Annotated in this window: 18 protein-coding genes and 1 pseudogene; 13 read left to right on the forward strand and 6 right to left on the reverse strand. The window is 61.3% G+C overall.

What is annotated here, in order from left to right; translation table 11 throughout:
• Window positions 1-328 precede the first annotated feature (328 nt).
• From HUN39_RS17180 to HUN39_RS17200, 5 genes are all read right to left on the reverse strand, one after another.
• Window positions 329-844 carry a methyltransferase family protein gene (locus tag HUN39_RS17180; RefSeq protein WP_210267037.1) on the reverse strand — a complete coding sequence of 172 codons (516 nt, stop codon included), beginning with the start codon at window positions 842-844 and terminating at the stop codon, window positions 329-331.
• Between the two features lie 686 nt (window positions 845-1530).
• Window positions 1531-2841, reverse strand: a complete 1311-nt coding sequence (locus HUN39_RS17185; protein WP_175095669.1) for a tetratricopeptide repeat protein — start codon at window positions 2839-2841, stop codon at window positions 1531-1533.
• Between the two features lie 19 nt (window positions 2842-2860).
• Window positions 2861-3502: a J domain-containing protein gene (locus tag HUN39_RS17190; RefSeq protein WP_175095670.1), complete on the reverse strand. Its 642-nt coding sequence runs from the start codon at window positions 3500-3502 to the stop codon at window positions 2861-2863.
• Window positions 3483-5828 carry a GumC family protein gene (locus HUN39_RS17195; protein ID WP_175095671.1) on the reverse strand — a complete coding sequence of 782 codons (2346 nt, stop codon included), beginning with the start codon at window positions 5826-5828 and terminating at the stop codon, window positions 3483-3485. The genes HUN39_RS17190 and HUN39_RS17195 overlap by 20 nt, the downstream gene beginning before the upstream one ends.
• 37 nt (window positions 5829-5865) lie before the next feature.
• Window positions 5866-6552, reverse strand: a complete 687-nt coding sequence (locus HUN39_RS17200; RefSeq protein ID WP_175095672.1) for a polysaccharide biosynthesis/export family protein — start codon at window positions 6550-6552, stop codon at window positions 5866-5868.
• 576 nt (window positions 6553-7128) lie between these two features.
• On the opposite strand from HUN39_RS17200, the pseudogene HUN39_RS19350 reads away from it, so the two are divergent.
• From HUN39_RS19350 to phoB, 9 genes and pseudogenes are all read left to right on the forward strand, one after another.
• Window positions 7129-7352: pseudogene (locus HUN39_RS19350) on the forward strand (plasmid partitioning protein RepA); the annotation flags it as partial.
• 256 nt (window positions 7353-7608) lie between these two features.
• On the forward strand, window positions 7609-8682 hold the full coding sequence (locus tag HUN39_RS17205) for a lysylphosphatidylglycerol synthase domain-containing protein (RefSeq protein WP_175095673.1): 1074 nt from the start codon (window positions 7609-7611) through the stop codon (window positions 8680-8682).
• Window positions 8679-9776 carry an ATP-binding protein gene (locus HUN39_RS17210; RefSeq protein ID WP_175095674.1) on the forward strand — a complete coding sequence of 366 codons (1098 nt, stop codon included), beginning with the start codon at window positions 8679-8681 and terminating at the stop codon, window positions 9774-9776. Before HUN39_RS17205 ends, HUN39_RS17210 begins: the two co-directional genes overlap by 4 nt.
• Window positions 9777-9925: 149 nt before the next feature.
• Window positions 9926-10984: a phosphate ABC transporter substrate-binding protein PstS gene (gene pstS, locus HUN39_RS17215; RefSeq protein ID WP_175095675.1), complete on the forward strand. Its 1059-nt coding sequence runs from the start codon at window positions 9926-9928 to the stop codon at window positions 10982-10984.
• Window positions 10985-11133: 149 nt separating this feature from the next.
• On the forward strand, window positions 11134-12123 hold the full coding sequence (gene pstC / locus HUN39_RS17220; protein ID WP_175095676.1) for a phosphate ABC transporter permease subunit PstC: 990 nt from the start codon (window positions 11134-11136) through the stop codon (window positions 12121-12123).
• A 12-nt stretch (window positions 12124-12135) separates the two neighbouring features.
• Complete coding sequence (gene pstA / locus HUN39_RS17225; RefSeq protein ID WP_175095677.1) at window positions 12136-12978, forward strand: phosphate ABC transporter permease PstA; 843 nt, start codon at window positions 12136-12138, stop codon at window positions 12976-12978.
• The gene (gene pstB, locus HUN39_RS17230; RefSeq protein ID WP_175095678.1) at window positions 12975-13760 is read left to right on the forward strand and encodes a phosphate ABC transporter ATP-binding protein PstB; all 786 of its coding nucleotides are present in this window, start codon (window positions 12975-12977) and stop codon (window positions 13758-13760) included. Before pstA ends, pstB begins: the two co-directional genes overlap by 4 nt.
• 24 nt (window positions 13761-13784) lie before the next feature.
• Window positions 13785-14498 (forward strand): phosphate signaling complex protein PhoU, encoded by a 714-nt coding sequence (phoU, locus tag HUN39_RS17235; RefSeq protein WP_175095679.1) that lies wholly within the window; start codon window positions 13785-13787, stop codon window positions 14496-14498.
• Window positions 14495-15241, forward strand: a complete 747-nt coding sequence (gene phoB / locus HUN39_RS17240; RefSeq protein ID WP_175095680.1) for a phosphate regulon transcriptional regulator PhoB — start codon at window positions 14495-14497, stop codon at window positions 15239-15241. The genes phoU and phoB overlap by 4 nt, the downstream gene beginning before the upstream one ends.
• A gap of 18 nt (window positions 15242-15259) precedes the next feature.
• Here the strand turns inward: phoB and HUN39_RS17245 are convergent, their stop codons facing one another.
• The gene (locus HUN39_RS17245) at window positions 15260-15778 is read right to left on the reverse strand and encodes a GcrA family cell cycle regulator (RefSeq protein ID WP_175095681.1); all 519 of its coding nucleotides are present in this window, start codon (window positions 15776-15778) and stop codon (window positions 15260-15262) included.
• A 415-nt stretch (window positions 15779-16193) separates the two neighbouring features.
• Between HUN39_RS17245 and HUN39_RS17250 the strand changes: the two genes are divergently transcribed.
• Genes HUN39_RS17250 through HUN39_RS17265 form a run of 4 tightly spaced genes read left to right on the forward strand, consistent with a single transcriptional unit; the run spans window position 16194 to window position 20041 of the window.
• On the forward strand, window positions 16194-17390 hold the full coding sequence (locus tag HUN39_RS17250; RefSeq protein WP_175095682.1) for an aspartate aminotransferase family protein: 1197 nt from the start codon (window positions 16194-16196) through the stop codon (window positions 17388-17390).
• Window positions 17390-18334 (forward strand): ornithine carbamoyltransferase, encoded by a 945-nt coding sequence (argF, locus tag HUN39_RS17255; RefSeq protein ID WP_175095683.1) that lies wholly within the window; start codon window positions 17390-17392, stop codon window positions 18332-18334. The genes HUN39_RS17250 and argF overlap by 1 nt, the downstream gene beginning before the upstream one ends.
• Window positions 18334-19305 (forward strand): Hsp33 family molecular chaperone, encoded by a 972-nt coding sequence (locus HUN39_RS17260; protein WP_175095684.1) that lies wholly within the window; start codon window positions 18334-18336, stop codon window positions 19303-19305. The genes argF and HUN39_RS17260 overlap by 1 nt, the downstream gene beginning before the upstream one ends.
• Window positions 19306-19333: 28 nt before the next feature.
• The gene (locus HUN39_RS17265; protein ID WP_175095685.1) at window positions 19334-20041 is read left to right on the forward strand and encodes a fumarylacetoacetate hydrolase family protein; all 708 of its coding nucleotides are present in this window, start codon (window positions 19334-19336) and stop codon (window positions 20039-20041) included.
• The last annotated feature ends 118 nt before the right edge of the window (window positions 20042-20159 follow it).

Consider the following 20159-nt stretch of genomic DNA (forward strand, 5'->3'; position numbering starts at 1 on the left):
TCGAAGCGCGACTAACTTTCTCGCAGCCGTCTGCATCGCCGCGACAATCAGCTATTGGTTATGAGTCTGGACCCTAGTACCCTTATGACGCCTGTTGAATGCCTGAGATGTTTGTCGAAGTAAAGGCGTCGATCACCCAGTATGTACCGAATTTCCTTTCATTTTTGCAAATCTGGCGCGGGGAGATCAATTAAATTCCAACTGTTGCGCCCGTGCAACACAGGAGGCGACCAGATCGAGCCTACTTCAGGAATTTCTAGCGGCAGATTGTGAATGTATGGATCAGCCGCTGCCAACGGATGGCGCATGAGCCGAGACGTCAAAATTCTCAGTAGAAGCCTGGCACCAGCCGCGCTGTCCGCTCTGCATATTCGCGATAGCCGGGAAACGTCTCTAAGAGAATCCTTTCCTCGAAGCGCATACGCAAGAGCTGCACTCCGATCGTCACTGCCAATATGATGAGCGGCCAAGGCTGCTCGAACCTCCACATGACGCCAATGGTGACGACGAGCTCCGCGAGATAAAGCGGGTGTCGGACGATACGATAGGGTCCTTCTGTCACCACCTTCCGCGCCTGTGGCGTTACGCTAAAGGAACGCCCCAGAAATTGGATGGTAACAATTGATGCGATCAAGCCCAGCAGGGCGAGTCCCGATGAAAGTCCGGCCGTCAGCGGAGACAAATCGGACCGCGGCAACAAGGCCAGCAAGGACGGCAGGCCCAGAGCGGCGACGGCCGTCAAACGCGGCGAGACGCCCTTAACCTTTTTGACGACGGGGTGTCTGACAAACAGAAACCGGATGACGAGGGCCAGGAGCGCGATTGTCGCGATACGCGTGCACATTCCCAGGACTGGCGGCGCTTCGTCATCAACTTCCCACAACTTTACGGCGGAGCCTATGATACCCAACGTAAACCACAAAATAAGCGGGGAAGCGGCCGCGAGCTCCCAAAGCCTAACCTTCGTCTCTTCGTTCAGCATGGTTGCGTTTCTGCGAGCTAGAAACATCCGACGTATGACTTCTTGGCCTTGCATAAGCGATATCCTTGCACGGTCGGCAGGCCGGACTTGATGAATGTGCATGCTGCGCCCTCTCCTAAATCTGACCACCAGATCGCAAAAAGTAAAGCATTAGCCCTCCTTTGCCGCCGACCTTAGTTAGGCTGGACCGACGCGTCGTTGCCTCGAATGTCCACCTCGATCACGTAGAGCGCCGCGACGCGCGCGCGCCGCAGCCGTAGGTCAGGTCAGGCGCGCGGGTTCGATCACGCGCTCGACGCACGGCAGATGGTCGCGAGCGTTTCCCGGTAGCGCTCGGAGGCGTATTGCGAGTCGCGATCCGAGTGGGGGACGCCGCCTGGCGGCGGTTTTCGTCGTTCAATTGCGGCCTTCGGGGCGGCGATCGTCAGCCTTGCGTCGATCGAGTGACTGATCGCGTGGCCGACGACGCGGTACGCCGTGGTCGGGAGACGGGACAGGGTCTCTCCGGTTGGCTATGACGATGTTTATGGACGGGTCCATGAAGATTTTTAGTTTGAGGCGCTTTCCGTCCGCGAAATCGACACGTCGTCGAACCAAAGCACGCCAGAAACAAGTTTTTCGGAAGACGATCTTGCGGCGAGCTTGAGTTCGAACATCTGAGCGGGGCAGTCCTTCGCGGGAATGACCACGGGAAATTCAAAGGTGCGCCACTCCTGATGCGATCCGAGTATCATTTGGCTCTGGCCAAGTGGCGCTCCTCCGATACATCTTGCGGTCCATTGCACGCCTCTCGGGCCCCGGATACCGCCCATGTACGAGCCGTTAAATGTATATGCGCCAGCGGCTAGCATAGTCGTTTGGGAAACCCCTTGAAATTCGACGCGTCCTGGCCCAAAATTTATGACGAGCGCGCGATTGGCGGCGTTATCAGGCCGCGACGCAAAATCAACGAACACATTGGCGCCGGGAGGGGCCTGCCAATCGAAGCGGGAGCCTATCGGCTTCTTCGCGAAATCGCCGTTGAACAAAAAGCCAGCGGATTGAAGCCGTTCCGGCGGTAAAAATTGCAGCCAGGCATAATAGGCAAGATCATAAAATCCATGGTTGAAGAGAAAGGCTTCATAGGCGTTCAGCTCGTCCTTTGTTGGAGGCGCGGCTGTTTCCTGGAGGCTCATGAATAAGTTATATGGCGTGCGCGCGTCTGAGACCGAGAGGCCAAGCAGACTAAAAAAGGCGCGGCGCCAGTTCGGATTTGTCGCGAGAAGTTTTGCGAGAATAGGCCGGGCGTCCGAGTCCTCTGCCATCCGCGCCAGAAACGGCGTCGTGGAGACGATCGTTCTTGGGTTCGATCGCATCAATATATCTGCGTAATAAGCCGCTGATTCATGATTCTTTCTCTCGACGCTTTTGCGCATCATCCAGTCGATCGCGAAGCTTTCCTCGAGCGAACGCCGTGCGGCCGCCTGCATGAATGTTTCTGCCGTCGCGACAGATCCTTCTAATTCCGCGATCTGCCCCAAGAGCCGATGGGCGCGCGCCGAAAGAGGATCGGCTATAAGACCTCTTTCGGTCTTTTCTTTTAATTCGGTCAGATGAGTTTTCGAGAGTTGGGGCTGTTTAGGCGTCCTTCGTTCAAGCTCATTTGCGGCGAGGAGCAATAGCGCCTGCGAATGATCGGGGCGGATGCTTAGGGTCAGTTCCGGCGGCGAATGGGTTGAAAGATATGCGACGAGACTGTGAGAAATCACGAGCCAGCCCAAGGCCAAGCCGCCGACGCAGAATATCGCCAGGCGCAGCGGGCTGGAAGCTTTCCGTTTCAAGAGTTCCCCTCTGAGGCGTGGCTTGAAAGAAAGCGCCATCCAGCTCCTCCGATCGCAGTCAGCGCGTGCGCCAGCTGCGCCCAAAAATAAGGAACCGCCACAATCCCTTGGGGCGATTCTGTCGAAGATTGGTCATCCGCTTCCTTTGGCCTTTTTTACTAGAATCGGCGTCCTGGTTTGTCCTGTTTTCGCTGCTGCGTTTTGCGCCGTTGCCTTTCTCAATCGGCGCGCCGTTTTTACGCGCAGCGCTACGAGCCAGAGCAGCGTCATAGGCGGCGCGCCGTTCTGGCGTCTTGAGATCATTCCACGCTTGCGTGACACGAGGGAACAACAGCGAGCGCGTCAGGTCTTCACAAACGTCAGGATGCAACCAGCGGCAAAGTAGCGAGAGATTTCGTCGTAGCTCCGCGACTGGTGTATCTCTTGTTGCGCCCAATACGCGATAGCTGTCGGCTTCCGGCGCCAGGATGATCTGTTCGAGATAGAACGCTGCCACTTCCCGCAGTTCTGAAGGAGATTTTTCCGTCTGCGCGGCGCAGAATTGTTGAGCCTCGTCATCCCTGGCGACAAGGTGAAGCAGCAAACCAACCCCGTCGGGAAGAGGGATCTCGCGCAATTGCGCGAAACTTGACGGTATCGCGGACAAATACACGGCCGCTCGCAATGCGGCGACGTTTTGATCAACCGGCGGCAGCGTCATCGCTCAATTTCTGCAATGTCTCACGTGGCGGGTCTCCGCTCTGGATAGGCGATTTTTTATCGGCGCCATGTTCATCACCGGCGTCTTTTCCATAGTCATACTCATAGCCATAGCCATAGCCATAGCCGCCATAGCCATAGCTCGCGGTTCTGGCGTCGAACTTGGTCAAGATTACGCCAACTGGCCGCGATCGAGCCTGCGCCAATCGCTTTAGAGCGGTGCGCACCCCGCTGATGCGGGCCTGTCCCCCTGCGACTACGAATAACGTCGCGCTCGCTATGTTGGAGAGAACAAGCGTATCCGCCATCCCCGCAACCGGTGGGCCGTCGATGACGATAAGGTCAAAAGCTTGTCCGCAGGCCGTCAGAAGCGAGGCGAAGCGAGGCCCATTGAGCAGTTCCACTGGATTTGGCGGGATAGGGCCGGCAGTAAGGTAATAAAATTTTGAACCTTCAACTATTTTACTTTCATCGTGCCGAATAGCGTCGCGCATTTCGCAGTTGCGCGTGAGATAATTCGACAGACCGATGCCGTTATCGAGGCCGAGTGTCTTGTGCAGAGAGGGGCGGCGAAGGTCGGCGTCGATCAGCAACACCTTGAGGCCAGTTGCGGCAAACTGCCGCGCGATGCCCTGGGCCGTGCTCGACTTGCCTTCCGAAGGCGCCGCGCTTGTGATCAGTAACGATTTTGGCAGACCGGCTTCAGTCGAAAACTGGAGCGCTGTGCATGTCGAGCGATAGGCTTCGGCGATGGCGGACCGCCGATCGGCGAATTGCGCCGCAAGTTGCTCAGGGTTCTTAACCAAAGGAATCACGCCAAGGATCGGCAATCCAGTCGCCTGCTCCGCCTCCACCATTGAATAGATTTTGTCGTCGAAATGTTCGCGCGCAAAAGCAGCGCCTACGCCACACATCAGCCCGAGCGCCAATGCCAGCGTCAATGATTTGGTTTTATTAGGAGCACTTGGACCTCCCGGCAGTTCTGCCGCGTCCACAATGAATACATTGTTTGACCCCGCGCCGCTGGCCACATCGACTTCCTTGTAGCGCTGAAGTAGATTTTCGTAAAGCGCGCGCGTTGTGTCGACTTCGCGTCTTAACTGATTATACTGAATGCTGCGTTTTTGTAGACTGAGCGTCTCATTGCGTAGCTCCTCGACTCTTCGCTTCATTTCGTTTTCTTGATTAAGCGACGCTTCATATGCTGATTTGAGCGAATTTTTGATCGTTTTAATCTCGAAGCCGAGTTGGCGATCAATCTCTTTCAGACGGTTCCGCAGCTTCACCATGTCCGGGTAGTCTGAACGGAACATGTCAGATTTTTCTTGCAGTTCCGTCGACAACCCGTTGCGGCGCGCGCGAAGCTCTTCAATGCCCTTATTGGTCAATATTTGGGGAAGATCGAAACCTGGCGCGCTTTCCACCTGGCGCCATTGTTGTTCATTTTTGATCCGCTCCGCCACGATGCCGCCAAGGGCCGAATTCGCAGCGGCGAGATTGTTCTCAGCGATCGACGCCTTATCCGTCGTAACGACGATCCGCTCTTTTTCTGCGAAAGAAAGCTGCGTCTTCTCAGCCTCTTCCAGACGACGCTTGAGCTGCTGCAACTGATCTTCGAGGAATAGTTTCGCCGATGCATTAGCCTGAAACCGTTTGTCGAGACTCGCCGCGATGAAGCCTTCGCCAAAGGCGTTGGCAACTCTCTGCGCTCGCATCGGGTCGGTGTCGGTGAAGCTGATGTCCACCAACCGTGAGCCCGGCACGGGCTTTACCTCGCGGCGACCCATGATCGCCCCCACAGCTTGGCGTTCGAGCTGTAGGTGCTCGGCGGGCGAAGGCTCTGAAGCGTCCTCAGCTCGGGTGTCCGTCGAACTGCTTTTGCTTTTTAAATCTCGCGAATAATGGCTGAGGACCGCCACGCGCTCCGCAAGGCTGCGGCTGAGCAGCAACTCATATTGCGTTTTGTAGAATTCGCCATCGCTGCCCTCTGCCGGCATCACATTGCCGCTTTCAATGATTTTGGCGACGCTACGATCAATTTGCAGCCGAATTGTCGCTGTGTAGAGCCGCGTCGCAAGCAACACCTGCAATAGCCCGAGCACGAAAAACACGCCCGTCACCGCGGCAATGAGCAGCTTGTGCTTGATAAGAATCCGAAGATAATTACGTAAATCAATACCTGCTTCGACTGGCGATGCGTCGTAATAGTAGCCGCTACTTTCGCGAGACGGATCAATCGGATTTATAGGGTAGGATCGACGCTCCGCCACCGACTGGCTCGCAGGTTCGTCCACCGGCAAAAATTGATCTTCGTGATCGTCTGTCATGCTTCTTCTACTGGCTTTCGGCACCTTCTCTCAGGCGTCAAAATAGTAAGGTCATGGGGGTCGTAAGCGGGACGAGCCGTAGGATCGTCTGCAGCCCTTGTTTTGCGGCGGAATCGTCGACGACAATGACGTCGCCCGCCAAGACGCTAGGATCCGGGCTTCCATCGCGAATAGTGTCAAGATCATAGCGTATCACAGTCGGGGCCTCGCCGACCGTGCGAAAGATCACGGCGTTGCTCGACGAAACCGTCCGATCTAGACCGCCTGCTTTTGCGAGCACCTGCATAAGCGTTTCATGCCCGCGTAATGAAAAAACGCCGGGGGTTTTCACGGCGCCTTCGACAGTGACGCGCTGGCTGTTATATTCCTTGACGAAGACAGTGACTTGCGCTGACTTCATGTAGCGGGTGTTGAGACGCGCGGCGATCTCGCGCTCGAGCTGCGAGGGGCTTTTGCCGGCGGCGGTCATCTGACCCGCCAGAGGCAAATTGAGCGTGCCGTCTTCAGCAACCTGCAATGTCTTGGAGAGGTCCGGCGCCTGGAACACTGCGACATCCAAAACGTCCTGCGGTCCGACCAGATAGCCGGACGCGCCCGGAGTCGAGTTCGCCACATATTTGGTGGCGGTCCGCGTAATTTCCGCCTGGTCGTGGTTCGCGGGCCTTGAAAAGCCCGCCGGATCGCCCGCTGTGTCCGCACAGGCGCTTAAAAGCGCGAGGGACATGAGGCCTGAAAGGATGAGCCCCCATCCTCCGTAATTCCCGCAGTCGCCGCGCGGGCCCGCTCGAAGTTCATCGCGCGGGCCGCCCGTTTCTCGCTCTCTCCTTGATGAAAAAATCGAAAAACTCATTGTTGGTTCCATGCCCAAACGCGTCAAAACCCCCACTTAGCGTTAGCTCAGCCTTCGTGGAGGTAAATTCAGCGGCTACCGTGCATCTAAACTACGGCGGAAGTTTGCCTTTCCGATGCCTTGGCAGTCGATAGGGATTGAATTGGCCAACTGCAAATATGCAAAATATCGCTGCGGCTGACAATTGAGTTCATTGTTGAGTCAAGGCTGAGGCGTTCTCGCCTCTGGCGTTGTGGAAGGCGCAGTTTTTTGGAACGAAGCAAGAGCGCTCACCGCCCTTTGAATCCGCCCTGGAACCGTTTTCAAACCTCTTTCTCAACACACGGCGCGAAGCCGACCTGCCCGAATCTGTGATGATGGACGGTCGCGACGTCCCGACGCCAATCGTCCGTCCCTGCAATGGGTCGGACTCTAATCGAAGCTGGAGGAACTTTTCAGGGGCAGGTCAGCGTCGCCAAGGCCGGCGGCAATATGGGGTACGACTGGATGCGGTATCTTGTCACTCGCTATGAGCCAGGCGACGGTCCGCGGAACCAGATGGTGTCCTTCATGCGCTCAATGCTCGGGGAGCATGTGCTCAATTTTGCAATGCTCAAGAGCACGACGACAGGGCCGGCATTGCCAAGCAGACGCTTTACGAGGTGAGCAGGGACCAGTTCATTCTCTCGACGTTCTGGGCGAACATGGCGCTTACAGGCGCAGACTTGACGTCGCATCGCAGAGCCCAACCTTTTGAGAGGCGCGAGCGACTGGGATCGTGCTAGTCATCGCCATGCTGGTCATCGCAATGCCAGTCATCGCCATGACATGATCGAGGGATTGAACCGGATGACGCTTGCAAGAAGACAAAGGCAAGCTTCAAGAGATATGACGAGTACGAGGGTTGTGCATTGAAGGCTCCGAGATCCGGGCGTTGGGCGCGAGGGTGGCGTGACCCCGCGCGATAACGACGTGTTCGAAGCCACAACGCCGGGGTTGCCCGTCGCGAGGCCACAAGCAAGCGGCAGATTTTTCCAGTCGCTGCGTGAACGGCTGCCGAGAGGCGCGCTGAGCGCGCTGGGCGTAGCGGCCAGTCTCGCCGTCTTTGCGCTCGCTGCTTATATTCTGGGCCGAACGCTCTCAAGTCTCAGCTACGCCGATCTGCTGAATGCTTTTCGCGCGACGAGCGGCGCGCAGATTCTCGCGTCCTTGGCCCTCTCCGCGCTCTCCTATCTGTTCCTGACAGGTTATGACGTCGTCGCCCTCCATCATATGAGAACGCGCGCGCCCTACAGGGTCGCTGCGCTCGCGTCCTTCGCAAGCTACGCCATTTCCTTCAACCTTGGATTTCCCATCATAACCAGCGCGGCCGTGCGCTACTGGATCTACTCTCGCGTCGCGTTGAGCGCGCTGCAAGTCGCCAACATAACGGTTTTCGCCGGCGTCACGTTCTGGCTCGGGATGACGCTTGTGATGGGGATAGGCTTTATCTATGGCGCGGAAGCGCTCGAAGCGCTCGACGGCTTGCCGGCCTTCCTTCACATCATTCCTGGCGTTCTCATACTTGCGGGCGTGCTCTTTTATTTTGCCTGGGTGACGATTGATCGCCGGACGATTCGACTTCGCGGCCACGCTCTGGAGTTGCCGGGTTTTATCCCGACTGTTGCGCAGTTTGCGCTTGGGGTCGCCGACCTGTGCTGCGCCTCAGGCGCGCTCTATGTGCTGCTTCCCGAGGGCGTCCCGCTGGACTTTGTGCCATTCGTCGCGGTCTATGTCGTCGCCTGCATCCTCGGCGTGATCAGCCATGCGCCGGGCGGCATCGGCGTCTTTGAGGCGACTATGTTGCACGCCATCCCGGCGACGTCGCATGAAAGCATTCTGGCGTCGCTGCTTCTGTTTCGCATGATCTATTATTTTATTCCATTCGTTGTCGCGCTTGCGCTTCTCGGCGCCGATGAGGGCGCGCGCCGCTGGGCGACGTTGCGGGATGCGATCGCGCGCATTGTGGAGGAGCGCTCGAATTGAACGGCGCCGGACCAGTCGCCACGACACTGTCGACCCAGCGGCTCAAATGGCGCGACCAGGCGATAGATCTCCTGGCGCCCGTCATCAACGCCCTCCCGGAGCCGATCTTCGTTATCGACTCCGAAACCCATGTCGCCGCCGTCAATGCCGCGGCGCAGGCGCTCTCGCCGGCCATTCGGCAGGGCGAACCGCTCTCCCGCAGCCTTCGCTCGCCCGACATGCTCGACGCCGTGGCGCGCGTGCTCGCCGGAGGCGAGACGGAGAAAACCGTCTGGGTCGAACGTCTGCCGGTGGAATGCTGGTTTGAAGCGCATGTCGCGCCGATGCAGATCGAAGGGTTCGAGCCGGCCGCCGTCGTGAGCCTGCGCGATCTGACCGAATCCCGGCGCGTCGAGCGCATGCGCGTCGACTTCGTCGCCAACGCCAGCCACGAGCTGCGCACGCCGCTCGCCTCGCTGCTGGGTTTTGTCGAAACCTTGCAAGGTCCGGCGCGTGAGGACGCCGTCACCCGCAACAAATTCCTCGGCATCATGCGCGAGCAGGCGCAGCGGATGGCGCGCCTCGTCGATGATCTGCTGTCGCTGTCGCGCATCGAGCAGCACATGCATCTGCGGCCCGCCACGCCCGTCGATCTCACGCTGCTCGTCGCGCATATCGTCGACACGCTGTCACAGATGGCCGAAGACAGGGGCGTCGCCATCAATCTCGATCTGCAGCCGAATGTCGTCGCGCCTGGAGATCGGGACGAGCTTGCCCGGGTCATCGAGAATCTCGTCGAGAACGCCCTGAAATACGGGTGCGGAGACGACGGCGGCTGCAAGCCCATCGACATCTCGCTATCCCGCAAGGGGGCGCTCGTCATTCTCTCGGTGCGCGACTATGGTCCCGGCGTCGCGCCGGAGCATATTCCGCGTCTAACGGAGCGTTTCTACCGGGTCGACGCCGGCAAGAGCCGCGCCAAAGGCGGCACTGGATTGGGCCTCGCCATCGTCAAACACATCGTGCTGCGCCACCGCGGCCGGCTCGGGATCGAGTCCGCGCTTGGCGAGGGAACGCTGTTTCGCGTCATTCTGCCGGCGAGCGATTCAGCCTAGAATAGGTAAGTATTTAAAATACAAGCATATTCACTGTCATCATACTGTAATCTTTTTGTCACAAAAAGCTGTTGTCGGACGAGTAGTTTCCGCGGCGCGATGACGCGGGGCGCATCGCAAGTCCGTTCTCGAACAAAAGAGACCCTCAAATGATCTCGACGATTTTCAGGCGCGGCGCTGGCGCGGCGTTGGCGCTCGCCGTCATGTGCGGCGGGGCTGCCGCCATAGACATTTCCGGCGCCGGCGCGACCTTCCCCTATCCGATCTACGCCAAATGGGCTGAGGCCTATAAGAAAGAGACCGGCAGCGGACTCAATTATCAGTCGATCGGCTCGGGCGGCGGCATCAAGCAGATCAAGGCGCGAACGGTCACGTTCGGCGCCAGCGACCAGCCGCTGAAACCCGAGGAGCTCGAGGCGGCGGGTCTGATCCAATGGCCGCAGGTGATCGGCGGCATCGTGCCCGTGGTCAACCACGCTGGCATGGCTGGCGGCGACCTCACGCTCAATGGCGAGACCGTGGCCAAAATCTTCCTCGGCGAGATCACCAAATGGGACGATCCGGCGATCAAGAAGCTCAATCCGAAGGCGAAGCTTCCTTCGGCGCCGATCGTTGTCGTGCATCGCTCCGACGGATCTGGAACGACCTTCAACTTCACCAATTACCTCTCGAAGGTCTCGCCCGACTGGGCGTCGAAAGTCGGCGCGAACACTTCGGTCGAATGGCCCGTGGGAATCGGCGCCAAAGGGAATGAAGGCGTCGCGAACAACGTCGCCAACACCAAGGGATCGATCGGCTACGTCGAATACGCCTACGCCAAGCAGAACAAGTTGACTCACACGAAAATGATCAACAAGGACGGCAAGACCGTCGCGCCGAGCATGGAGACGTTCCAGGCGGCCGCCGCTGGCGCGGATTGGGCCCATGCCGAGGGATTCTATGAGATCCTGACGAATGAGCCTGGCGCGAAGTCCTGGCCGATCACCGCAGCGACCTTTATCCTTCTCCCCAAGGAGTCCAAGGACGAAGCCGCCGCGGCCGAGGCCTTGAAATTCTTCTCCTGGGCATTCGCCAGCGGCGGGAAGATGGCTGAAGAACTCGACTATATTCCGATGCCGAAACCGGTCGTCGAGCTCATCAAGAAGACTTGGACGAGCGTCAAGGGACCGGACGGCAAGCCGCTGTCGCTTGCGACCCGGCCGAACTGACCTTTTGGTTGAACCGACGGTCGTTCAGTGCGGCCGTCGGTTGTGATTGGCGCCATTCGCAAGGAACGGCGCCGGGAGATGAGCGAATGTTCTCGATCGAGCCGAGCCCGCGAAGCGCGAACGGAGCCGGCGGGGAGGCGGGTTCAGACATGTCGGAAGTAGTCTTGCAGCAGGCGGCGCCGCTCTCAGTCGCTGCCGATCGAACGCGCGTTCTCAGTCGGCTGGCGCTCGTCGACCGCCTATTTCGCCAGGTCACGCGTGCTGCGGCCGTGATCGTGCTGGTCATTCTGGGCGGCGTCATCGTCTCGCTCGTTTACGGCTCATGGCCGGCGATGAAGGCGTTCGGCTTCGGCTTTCTCTTCTCGCAGTCGTGGAATCCGGTCACCGAGAACTTCGGCGCGTTGCCGGCGATCTACGGCACGGTGATGACCTCGATCATCGCCATGCTGATCGCCGTGCCTGTCGGCCTCGGCATTGCGATTTTCCTCACCGAGCTTTGCCCCTATGTTCTGCGTCGGCCGATCGGCACCGCGATCGAGCTGCTGGCCGGGATTCCGTCGATCATCTACGGCATTTGGGGCCTCTTCGTTCTGGCGCCGTTTCTCCAGTCGCATGTCCAGCCTGCGCTGATCGCCGCCTTTGGCGATATCCCGGTATTCTCGACGCTTTTCGCCGGCCCGCCTTACGGCATTGGCATGCTAACCGCGGGCTTCATTCTCGCCATCATGGTGCTGCCTTTCATCGCCTCGATCTCGCGCGACGTCTTCGAAACGGTGCCGCTGGTGCTGAAAGAAGCCGCTTGGGGCATCGGCGCCACGACATGGGAAGTGACGCGCTATGTCGTCATCCCTTACACGCGCGTCGGCGTGATTGGCGGCGTCATGCTTGGACTGGGACGAGCGCTGGGCGAGACGATGGCGGTCACTTTCGTCATCGGCAACGCGCACAAGATTTCCGGGTCGCTGCTCGCGCCCGGCACCACGATTTCGGCGACGATCGCCAATGAGTTCACCGAGGCGGTCGGCGATCTCTACACCTCGGCGCTGATCGAACTCGGCCTCATCCTCTTCTTCATCACCTTCGTCGTTCTGGCGGTCGCGCGTTACATGCTGATGCGTATCGAACAGAAGTCGGCGTAAGGGAGGCGCTTCATGTCTCTTTATGCATCTCGACGCAGCGCCAACTCCATCGCGACGACGCTCTGCTGGGTCGCGGCGATTTTCGGGCTGGCTTGGCTTTTTGTGATCCTTGGGGTGCTTCTTTATGAAGGCGTCCGCGGCCTGTCGCCGGCGGTCTTTAGCGAAATGACGCCGCCTCCCGGCAGCGCTGGAGGCTTGCTCAACGCCATCGCCGGCTCGCTGGTCATGACCGCAATCGGCGTCGCGGTCGGCACGCCGCTCGGCATGCTGGCCGGCACATACATGGCGGAATATGGACGCCATACGAAGCTGACCATGGTCGTGCGCTTCATCAACGACATCCTGCTCAGCGCCCCGTCGATCGTCGTCGGCCTCTTCGTCTACACCATCCTGGTGCACCCGATGGGCCACTTCTCTGCGATCTCCGGCGCCGTGGCGCTGGCGCTGCTGGTTGTCCCTGTCGTCGTGCGAACCACCGAGGACATGCTGTTGCTCGTGCCGGGTTCGATGCGCGAGGCCGCGACCGCGCTTGGCGCCCCGCGTGCGCATGTCGTCGGCAAGGTCGCCTACCGCGCCGCAAAAGCCGGCCTCATCACCGGCGTGCTGCTCGCGGTGGCGCGCGTCTCTGGCGAAACCGCGCCGCTGCTTTTCACCGCGCTCAATAACCAGTTCTGGAGCACCGATCTTGCCGCGCCGATGGCAAGTCTGCCGGTCGTCATCTTCCAGTTCGCGCTATCGCCCTACAAAGACTGGCAGCAACTCGCCTGGACAGGCGCGCTGCTCATCACCGTCGCTGTTCTTGCCCTATCGATCGCCGCGCGCGCCTTGAGCGCCGGCCGGAGGAAATCGAAATGAACGCCGCTGTCCAAGCCCTCAAAGAGCCGCCGACGAAAGTTTCGGTCCGTAGCCTCGATTTCTACTACGGCGCGGATCGTTCGCTCAAGAACATCAGCCTGCCGCTGCGCGCAAACAAGGTGACGGCCTTTATCGGGCCTTCTGGCTGTGGCAAGTCGACCCTGCTGCGCGTGTTGAACCGGATGTACGATCTTTATCCGGGACAGCGCGCAGAGGGCGAGGTGCTGCTTGACGGCGAGAACATCCTCGACCCGGCGATCGATCTCAACGCCCTGCGCTCGCGCGTCGGCATGATTTTCCAGAAGCCGACGCCTTTCCCGATGTCGATCTATGAGAACATCGCGTTCGGCATTCGGCTGTATGAGAAGCTGTCGCGCGCCGACATGGACGCGCGCGTCGAAGGCGCGCTCCGCGGCGCGGCCCTTTGGGACGAGGTAAAAGACAAGCTCCAAACGAGCGGTCTCGGCCTCTCAGGCGGACAGCAGCAGCGCCTCTGCATCGCGCGCAGCGTCGCGGTGCAGCCGGAGGTCATCCTGTTCGACGAGCCGTGTTCGGCGCTCGATCCGATCTCGACCGCGAAAGTCGAGGAGCTCATCGACGAACTCACCCACCGCTACACGATCGCCATCGTCACCCACAATATGCAGCAGGCGGTGCGCATCTCCGATTACACCGCCTTCATGTATCTCGGCGAACTCGTCGAATTCGGCGAAACGGACGACGTTTTCAACAAGCCGAAGGAAAAGCGGACGCTTGACTACATCACCGGCCGTTTTGGCTAAACCAGCGATTCAAGGACGGCGCTCATGAGCGATCATATTGTTAAATCCTACGACCGCGACCTTGAGGCGCTCGGACGTCGCATCGCTGAAATGGGCGGCGTCGCGGAGAAAATGCTGGCGGAGGCGATGGACGCGCTCTCCGGCTTCGACGTCGACCTCGCCCATCGGGTCGTCTCCAGCGATCCACGGCTCGACGCGCTGCAACGAGAAATCGAGGAGAACGCCATTCTCACCATCGCGCGCCGACAGCCGCTTGCGATCGATCTGCGCGAATGCATCGCCGCGATTCGCATTTCCGGCGACATCGAGCGCGTCGGCGATCTCGCCAAGAACATCGCCAAGCGAACGCTCAAGATCGTGTCGGAAGCCCGCGTCCCCCGCGCGATCGTCGGTCTAAAGTCGATGCACGAAATCGCCGCGATGCAGCTTAAGGACGCGCTGGACGCCTACGCCCTGCGCGACACCGAGCGGGCGCGCGCGGTCTGGCAGAACGATTCCGATCTCGACGCGCTGGAGGATTCCGTGTTCCGCGATCTCCTCACCTTCATGATGGAGGATCCGCGCAATATATCCTTCTGCACGCATCTCCTGTTCTGCTCAAAGAACCTGGAGCGGATCGGCGATCATACAACCAACATATCTGAGACGGTCGTTTATCTGGTGACCGGCGAGGCGATGCCTACGGAGCGGCCAAAATCGCGCGTTGCCGACTTCGGGAAGGATGAGGCGGCGCAATGAGCGAAGTGACTTCCGCCGTCCTGCAGCGGAGCGGGAAAAGCGATCGGGCGCCGCGAATCCTCGTCGTCGAGGACGAGACGTCGCTCGCGACGCTGCTCGTGTATAATCTCGAAGCCGAAGGCTATCAGGTCGAGCATGTCGACAATGGCGATGAAGCCGAGCTGCGGCTCGCGGAGTCGCCGCCGGATCTCGTCATTCTCGACTGGATGCTGCCGGGCGTTTCCGGACTTGAAATCTGCCGACGCCTGCGCGCCCGGGACAGCGCGAGAGACATGCCGGTGATCATGCTGACCGCGCGCGGCGAGGAAGGCGAGCGCGTGCGCGGTCTTTCGGTTGGCGCCGACGATTATGTCGTCAAGCCGTTTTCGACTCCGGAGCTGATGGCGCGGGTGCGCGCGCTGCTGCGCCGGGCGCGCCCCGAGCGCGTCGCCTCACGGCTGACTCTCGGCGATATCGATCTCGACCGCGACACCCGTCGCGTGCGGCGATCCGCCCGCGAAATCCACCTCGGTCCGACCGAATTCCGGCTGCTCGAATATTTTATGGAGAAGCCCGGACGCGTGTTCACGCGCGCGCAGCTGCTCGACAGCGTTTGGGGCATGTCGGCGGAGATCGACGAGCGCACGGTCGACGTCCATGTCGGACGGCTCCGCAAGGCGCTGATCCGCGGCCGCGAGAAGGATCCGATCCGCACGGTGCGCGGCGCGGGCTATTCTTTCGACGAAACATTCGGACACGAGTGACGCGTCCGCCGCCGCAGATTACGCGTAGCGCTGCGTCCGGAACTGATCGCGCGCGCGGCGGCGATCCTGGGCCGGCTGATAGGCGACGCGCGCATGATAGGCGCAATAGGGCCCGCCGCCGACGGTTGACTTGCAGCCGCAGAAGCGGAACTCCGGCGATGTCGGATCGCCCATCGGCCAGCGGCACATGGATTCGCGGAGCTCCATGATCGTGACGCGCTCCGACATCGGGATCACCACTTCTTCTTCAGGCGCAAGCCGCGGCGCCGCCAGCGCATGCGGCGCGAAAGCGAGCGCCAGATTGCCGTGCGAGGAGACGCCGTTCATGCGCGGGTGCGTCGGGCGAGGAGCTTTGGCCGCGCGCGGCCGCTGCGCGCTCGCCGTCTTGGCGCGTTCGGCGAGCCCGAGACGATGGATCTTTCCGATCACAGCGTTGCGGGTGATGCCCGGTCCAAGTTCAGCCGCCACTTGGCTGGCGCTGAGACCGTCGGTCCAAAGCTTGCGGAGCAGTTCGACGCGTTCGTCGGTCCATGACATTAGGCTTCTCCATTCTTTCGGGTCGAGCGCGGATCGGATGTTTCTTCCGACCGCAGCGCAGGCCTGAAGCCCTGCGGCGATGTGATTGCGCATCAACACTCGAGAGAACACGCCCAAACGAATTACGCGGGCGCCGACTAGAAACTTTCTGTTTACTTTGAATCATGCGCGAGTCGCGCTGGCAAGCGCGCGCTGGCGTTCTCAACAGGCTTTCGGCGAGACTGTTGCTCGCAGGACTCACCCTTGCGCAGCCGCGCCAGCCGCTTTGACGCCAATATCGAACCGCGCCATGGATTTGACCGCGTCGGGCGGCGCGCTTAAAATCCGGTCTGAACTGCCGCCCGAAAAGGGCGGCGCTTTGTTTTTCGAGCTTCCTCTGGCCGGAGCCAGCGACGGGGAGCATGGAGCAGGGCTCTTGACGTCAGCGCTTTATCCGACCTATCCGCGCGCCGATCTTGCATTCAAACATGGCGAAGGCGCGTGGTTGATTGCGGAAAACGGCGACCGCTATCTCGATTTCAGCGCGGGCGTCGCCGTACTGTCGCTCGGCCACAATCATCCGCACCTCGTCGAGACCTTAAAGCGCGCGGCGGAAGAACCGTGGCATGTCTCCAATCTCTTTCGTATCCCGCAAGCCGAGCGGCTCGCCGAGCGGCTCTGCGACGCCACATTCGCCGATCTGGTCTTTTTCACCAATTCCGGCGCGGAAGCCGTGGAGTGCGCGATCAAGACCGCGCGCAAATTCCACGCGGTCAATGGGCAGCCGGAACGCTATCGGCTGATCACGTTCGAAGGCGCCTTCCATGGCCGCACGCTCGCGACGATCGCCGCGGGCGGCAACGCGAAATATCTTGAAGGGTTCGGGCCGCCCGTCGAGGGCTTCGATCAGGTCGCTTTCGGCGATTTTGACGCTGTCGAGGCGGCGATCACGCAAGAAACGGCGGGCGTCCTGCTCGAACCGATTCAGGGAGAAGGCGGGCTACGCGTCTTTTCGCCGTCGTTCCTTGCGCAGCTGCGCGCGCTTTGCGACGCGCGCGGGCTGCTGCTGGTGTTCGACGAAGTCCAATGCGGCGTCGGCCGCACCGGCAAGTTCCTCGCCAGCGAACATGCCGGCGTCGCGCCCGATATCGCGGCGCTCGCCAAGGGGCTGGGCGGCGGCTTTCCGCTCGGCGCGTGCCTCGCGACGCGCGAGGCGGCCAAAGGCATGACGCTGGGCGCGCATGGCTCGACCTTCGGCGGCAATCCGCTGGCGACGGCCGTGGGCGGCGCGGTTCTCGACGTCGTGCTCGCGGAGGGCTTCATGGCGCGCGTCGCGCGGCTTGGCGCGCTGTTGCGCCAACGGCTGGCGGAGTTCGAGGACCGCTATCCGTCGCTCATCGAAGAAATCCGCGGCGAAGGGCTGATGTTCGGCGTCAAAACGCGGATTCCGAACGGCGACTTCGCCGCCGCCGCCCGCGCCGAAGGGCTGTTGACGGTGCTCGCCGGCGACAATGTCGTGCGCCTTTTGCCGCCGCTCATCATCGACGAGAGCGACATCGCTGCGGCGGCGGCGCGGCTTTCCGACGCCTGCGCCCGGCTCGCCGCGCCCGCTGAAAAGCTTGGAGCCGCGTGATGACCGTCCATTCGCTGACGCGGCCGCGCAGCTTTCTCGATCTTTCCGATCACTCCGGCGAAGAGCTGCGCCGCATTCTCAATTTCGCCAAATCGCTCAAGGCGCGCCGCGTCAAAGGCGTAGCGCCGACCGAACGACCGCTCGCCGGCAAATATCTCGGCATGGTGTTCGACAAGCCGTCAACCCGCACGCGCGTCTCCTTCGACATCGCGATGCGCGAACTCGGCGGCGAGACGATCATGCTCACCGGCGCCGAAATGCAGCTTGGCCGCGGCGAGACGATCGCCGACACGGCGCGCGTGCTCGCGCGGTTTCTCGACGCAATCATGGTGCGCATTCTGTCGCACCCCGATCTCATGGAGCTGGCGCGCTACGGCAATCTGCCAGTCATCAATGGCCTCACCAAACAATCGCATCCTTGCCAGGTGATGGCGGACGTGCTGACCTTCGAGGAGCATCTCGGTCCGATCGAAGGGCGCACGGTGGCCTGGAGCGGCGACGCCAACAATGTGCTCACGAGCTGGGTGCACGCCGCCGGCCGCCTGGGCTTCACGATCAATGTGGCGACGCCGGCGAACTTTGCGCCCTCGGAAGAACTGGTGAGCTGGGCGAAAGCCAATGGCGCGAAGATCAATCTGACCCGCGACGCCTATGAGGCGGTGGCCGGCGCCGACGCCGTCATTACGGATTGCTGGGTGTCGATGGGCGACGCGGACGAGGACCAGCGCCGCGCGGCGCTCGCGCCCTATCAGGTCGACTCGAAACTGATGCGCGCGGCCGCCAAGCACGCACTCTTCATGCATTGCCTGCCGGCGCATCGCGGCGAGGAGGTCACCGAGGACGTGATCGACGGACCGCAGTCGGTCGTTTTCGACGAAGCCGAGAACCGCCTTCACGCCCAAAAAGGCGTGCTGTGCTGGTGTCTCGCGCCGGGGCAGTTCTAATGCCGCAAGGCGGGGCTTCGGCGCCGAGCCGGCCAGTCGCGCTCCATTCCGAGGATGACAGGGTGCTGCCTTTCGCGGTCGAAGCGCTCGACCTGCGCGGCCGCGTCGTGCGTCTCGGCCCGACGGTTGATTCCATGCTGAGCCATTACGCTTATCCGCCGCGGGTCGCCCGCCTGCTCGGCGAAGCGGTGGCGCTCGCCGCGCTGCTCGGCTCGATTTTGGAATCGCATGGCCGCTTCCAGCTGCAGACGCGCAGCGACGGGCCCGTCGATATGCTCGTCGTCGACTATGATGCGCCGGGGAAGCTGCGCGGCTTCGCCCGTTTCGACGCTGAGCGCGTCGCTCAAATACGCGATGCCTCGCCGGCGGCGCTGTTCGGACGCGGTCATCTGGCGCTCACCATCGAACGCGAGGAAGACGCCGCGCGCTACCAGGGCGTCGTGCCGCTGGAAGGGGAGAGCCTCGCCGAGGCCGCGCATATCTATTTCCGGCAATCGGAGCAGATCCCGTCGTTCGTCAGACTCGCCGTCGCCGAAAGCGTCACGCCGCAGGGCGCCAGCTGGCGCGCCGGCGGACTGCTGCTGCAATATCTGCCGCCTGGCGGCGCGCGCGCGCGCGATCTTCCGCCGGGCGACGCGCCCGAGGGCGCAAAGGGGTCTTCCGAGAACGACAGCGATCATTGGACCGAAGGCCAGGCGCTCGCCGCCACTCTCGAAGACCACGAGCTTGTCGATCCGGCGCTTTCGGGCGAGCGACTGCTCTATCGCCTTTTCCACGAGCGGGGCGTCAAGGTTTTCACCGAACGCGCGCTCGAGGAATTCTGCCGTTGTTCGAACGAGCGCATCGACAAGCTGTTGAGGAGCTTCTCGCCGCAAGAGCGCAGCGATATGATCGGCGATGACGGCCGCATCGGCGTCACCTGCGAATTCTGCGGCACGCTGCGCAGCTTCGATCCCGCCGATTTCGACTGATCAGCCGCCAAGCGCGAAGCCAATAAAAATGTCCGCTGAGTTCATCTTTCCGCCGCCGCCCTTTCCGAGCGTCGCCATCGCGCAAGACGCGCGGCGATTTCCCGTGCGGCGGATCTTCTGCATTGCGCTGAACTACGCCGCGCACGCCCGCGAAATGGGAAAGGACCCCGCGAGGGGCGGGGGCGCGGAGCCGCCGGTGTTCTTCTCCAAGCCCGCCGACGCGGTGGTCGAGAGCGGCGCGACCATTCCCTATCCGACGCTGACGCATAATCTTCACCACGAGATCGAATTGGTTGCGGCGCTGGGCAAAGGGGGCGCAGACATTCCCGCCGAGCGGGCGCTCGACTGCGTCTTCGGCTATGCCGCCGGCATCGACCTGACCCGGCGCGACCTGCAAACGGCGGCCCGCAGCGCCGGCTGGCCGTGGGACATGTCAAAAGGCTTCGACCATTCCGCGCCCATCGGGGCGATCAGCCCCGTCGCCGCCATCGGCCATCCGACGCGCGGGCGCATCGCGCTCTCCGTCAATGGCGTGCTGCGACAGGCGGGCGACCTCGGCGATCTCATCTGGAGCGTTCCGGACATCATCGCGGCGCTGTCGCGAAATGTCGCGCTCGCGCCCGGCGATCTCATCTTCACCGGCACGCCATCGGGCGTTGGACCGCTCCTTCCCGGCGACCGGGTCGAAGGCGAGGTCGAGCGCGTTGGGTCTGTGACCGTAAGCATCGGAAAATAAGCCAGGTTGCGCCAAGCAGGGAAACCCGGCTATTTGCACAAGCGTGAAACGCCTTCGCGCGATCTTTCGCAACCGTGGTTGCGCCTCCAGTGAGCCCCCGGCGCGCGAGGCTCTAGAC

This window comes from Methylocystis silviterrae, assembly GCF_013350005.1.
GTDB lineage: Bacteria > Pseudomonadota > Alphaproteobacteria > Rhizobiales > Beijerinckiaceae > Methylocystis > Methylocystis silviterrae.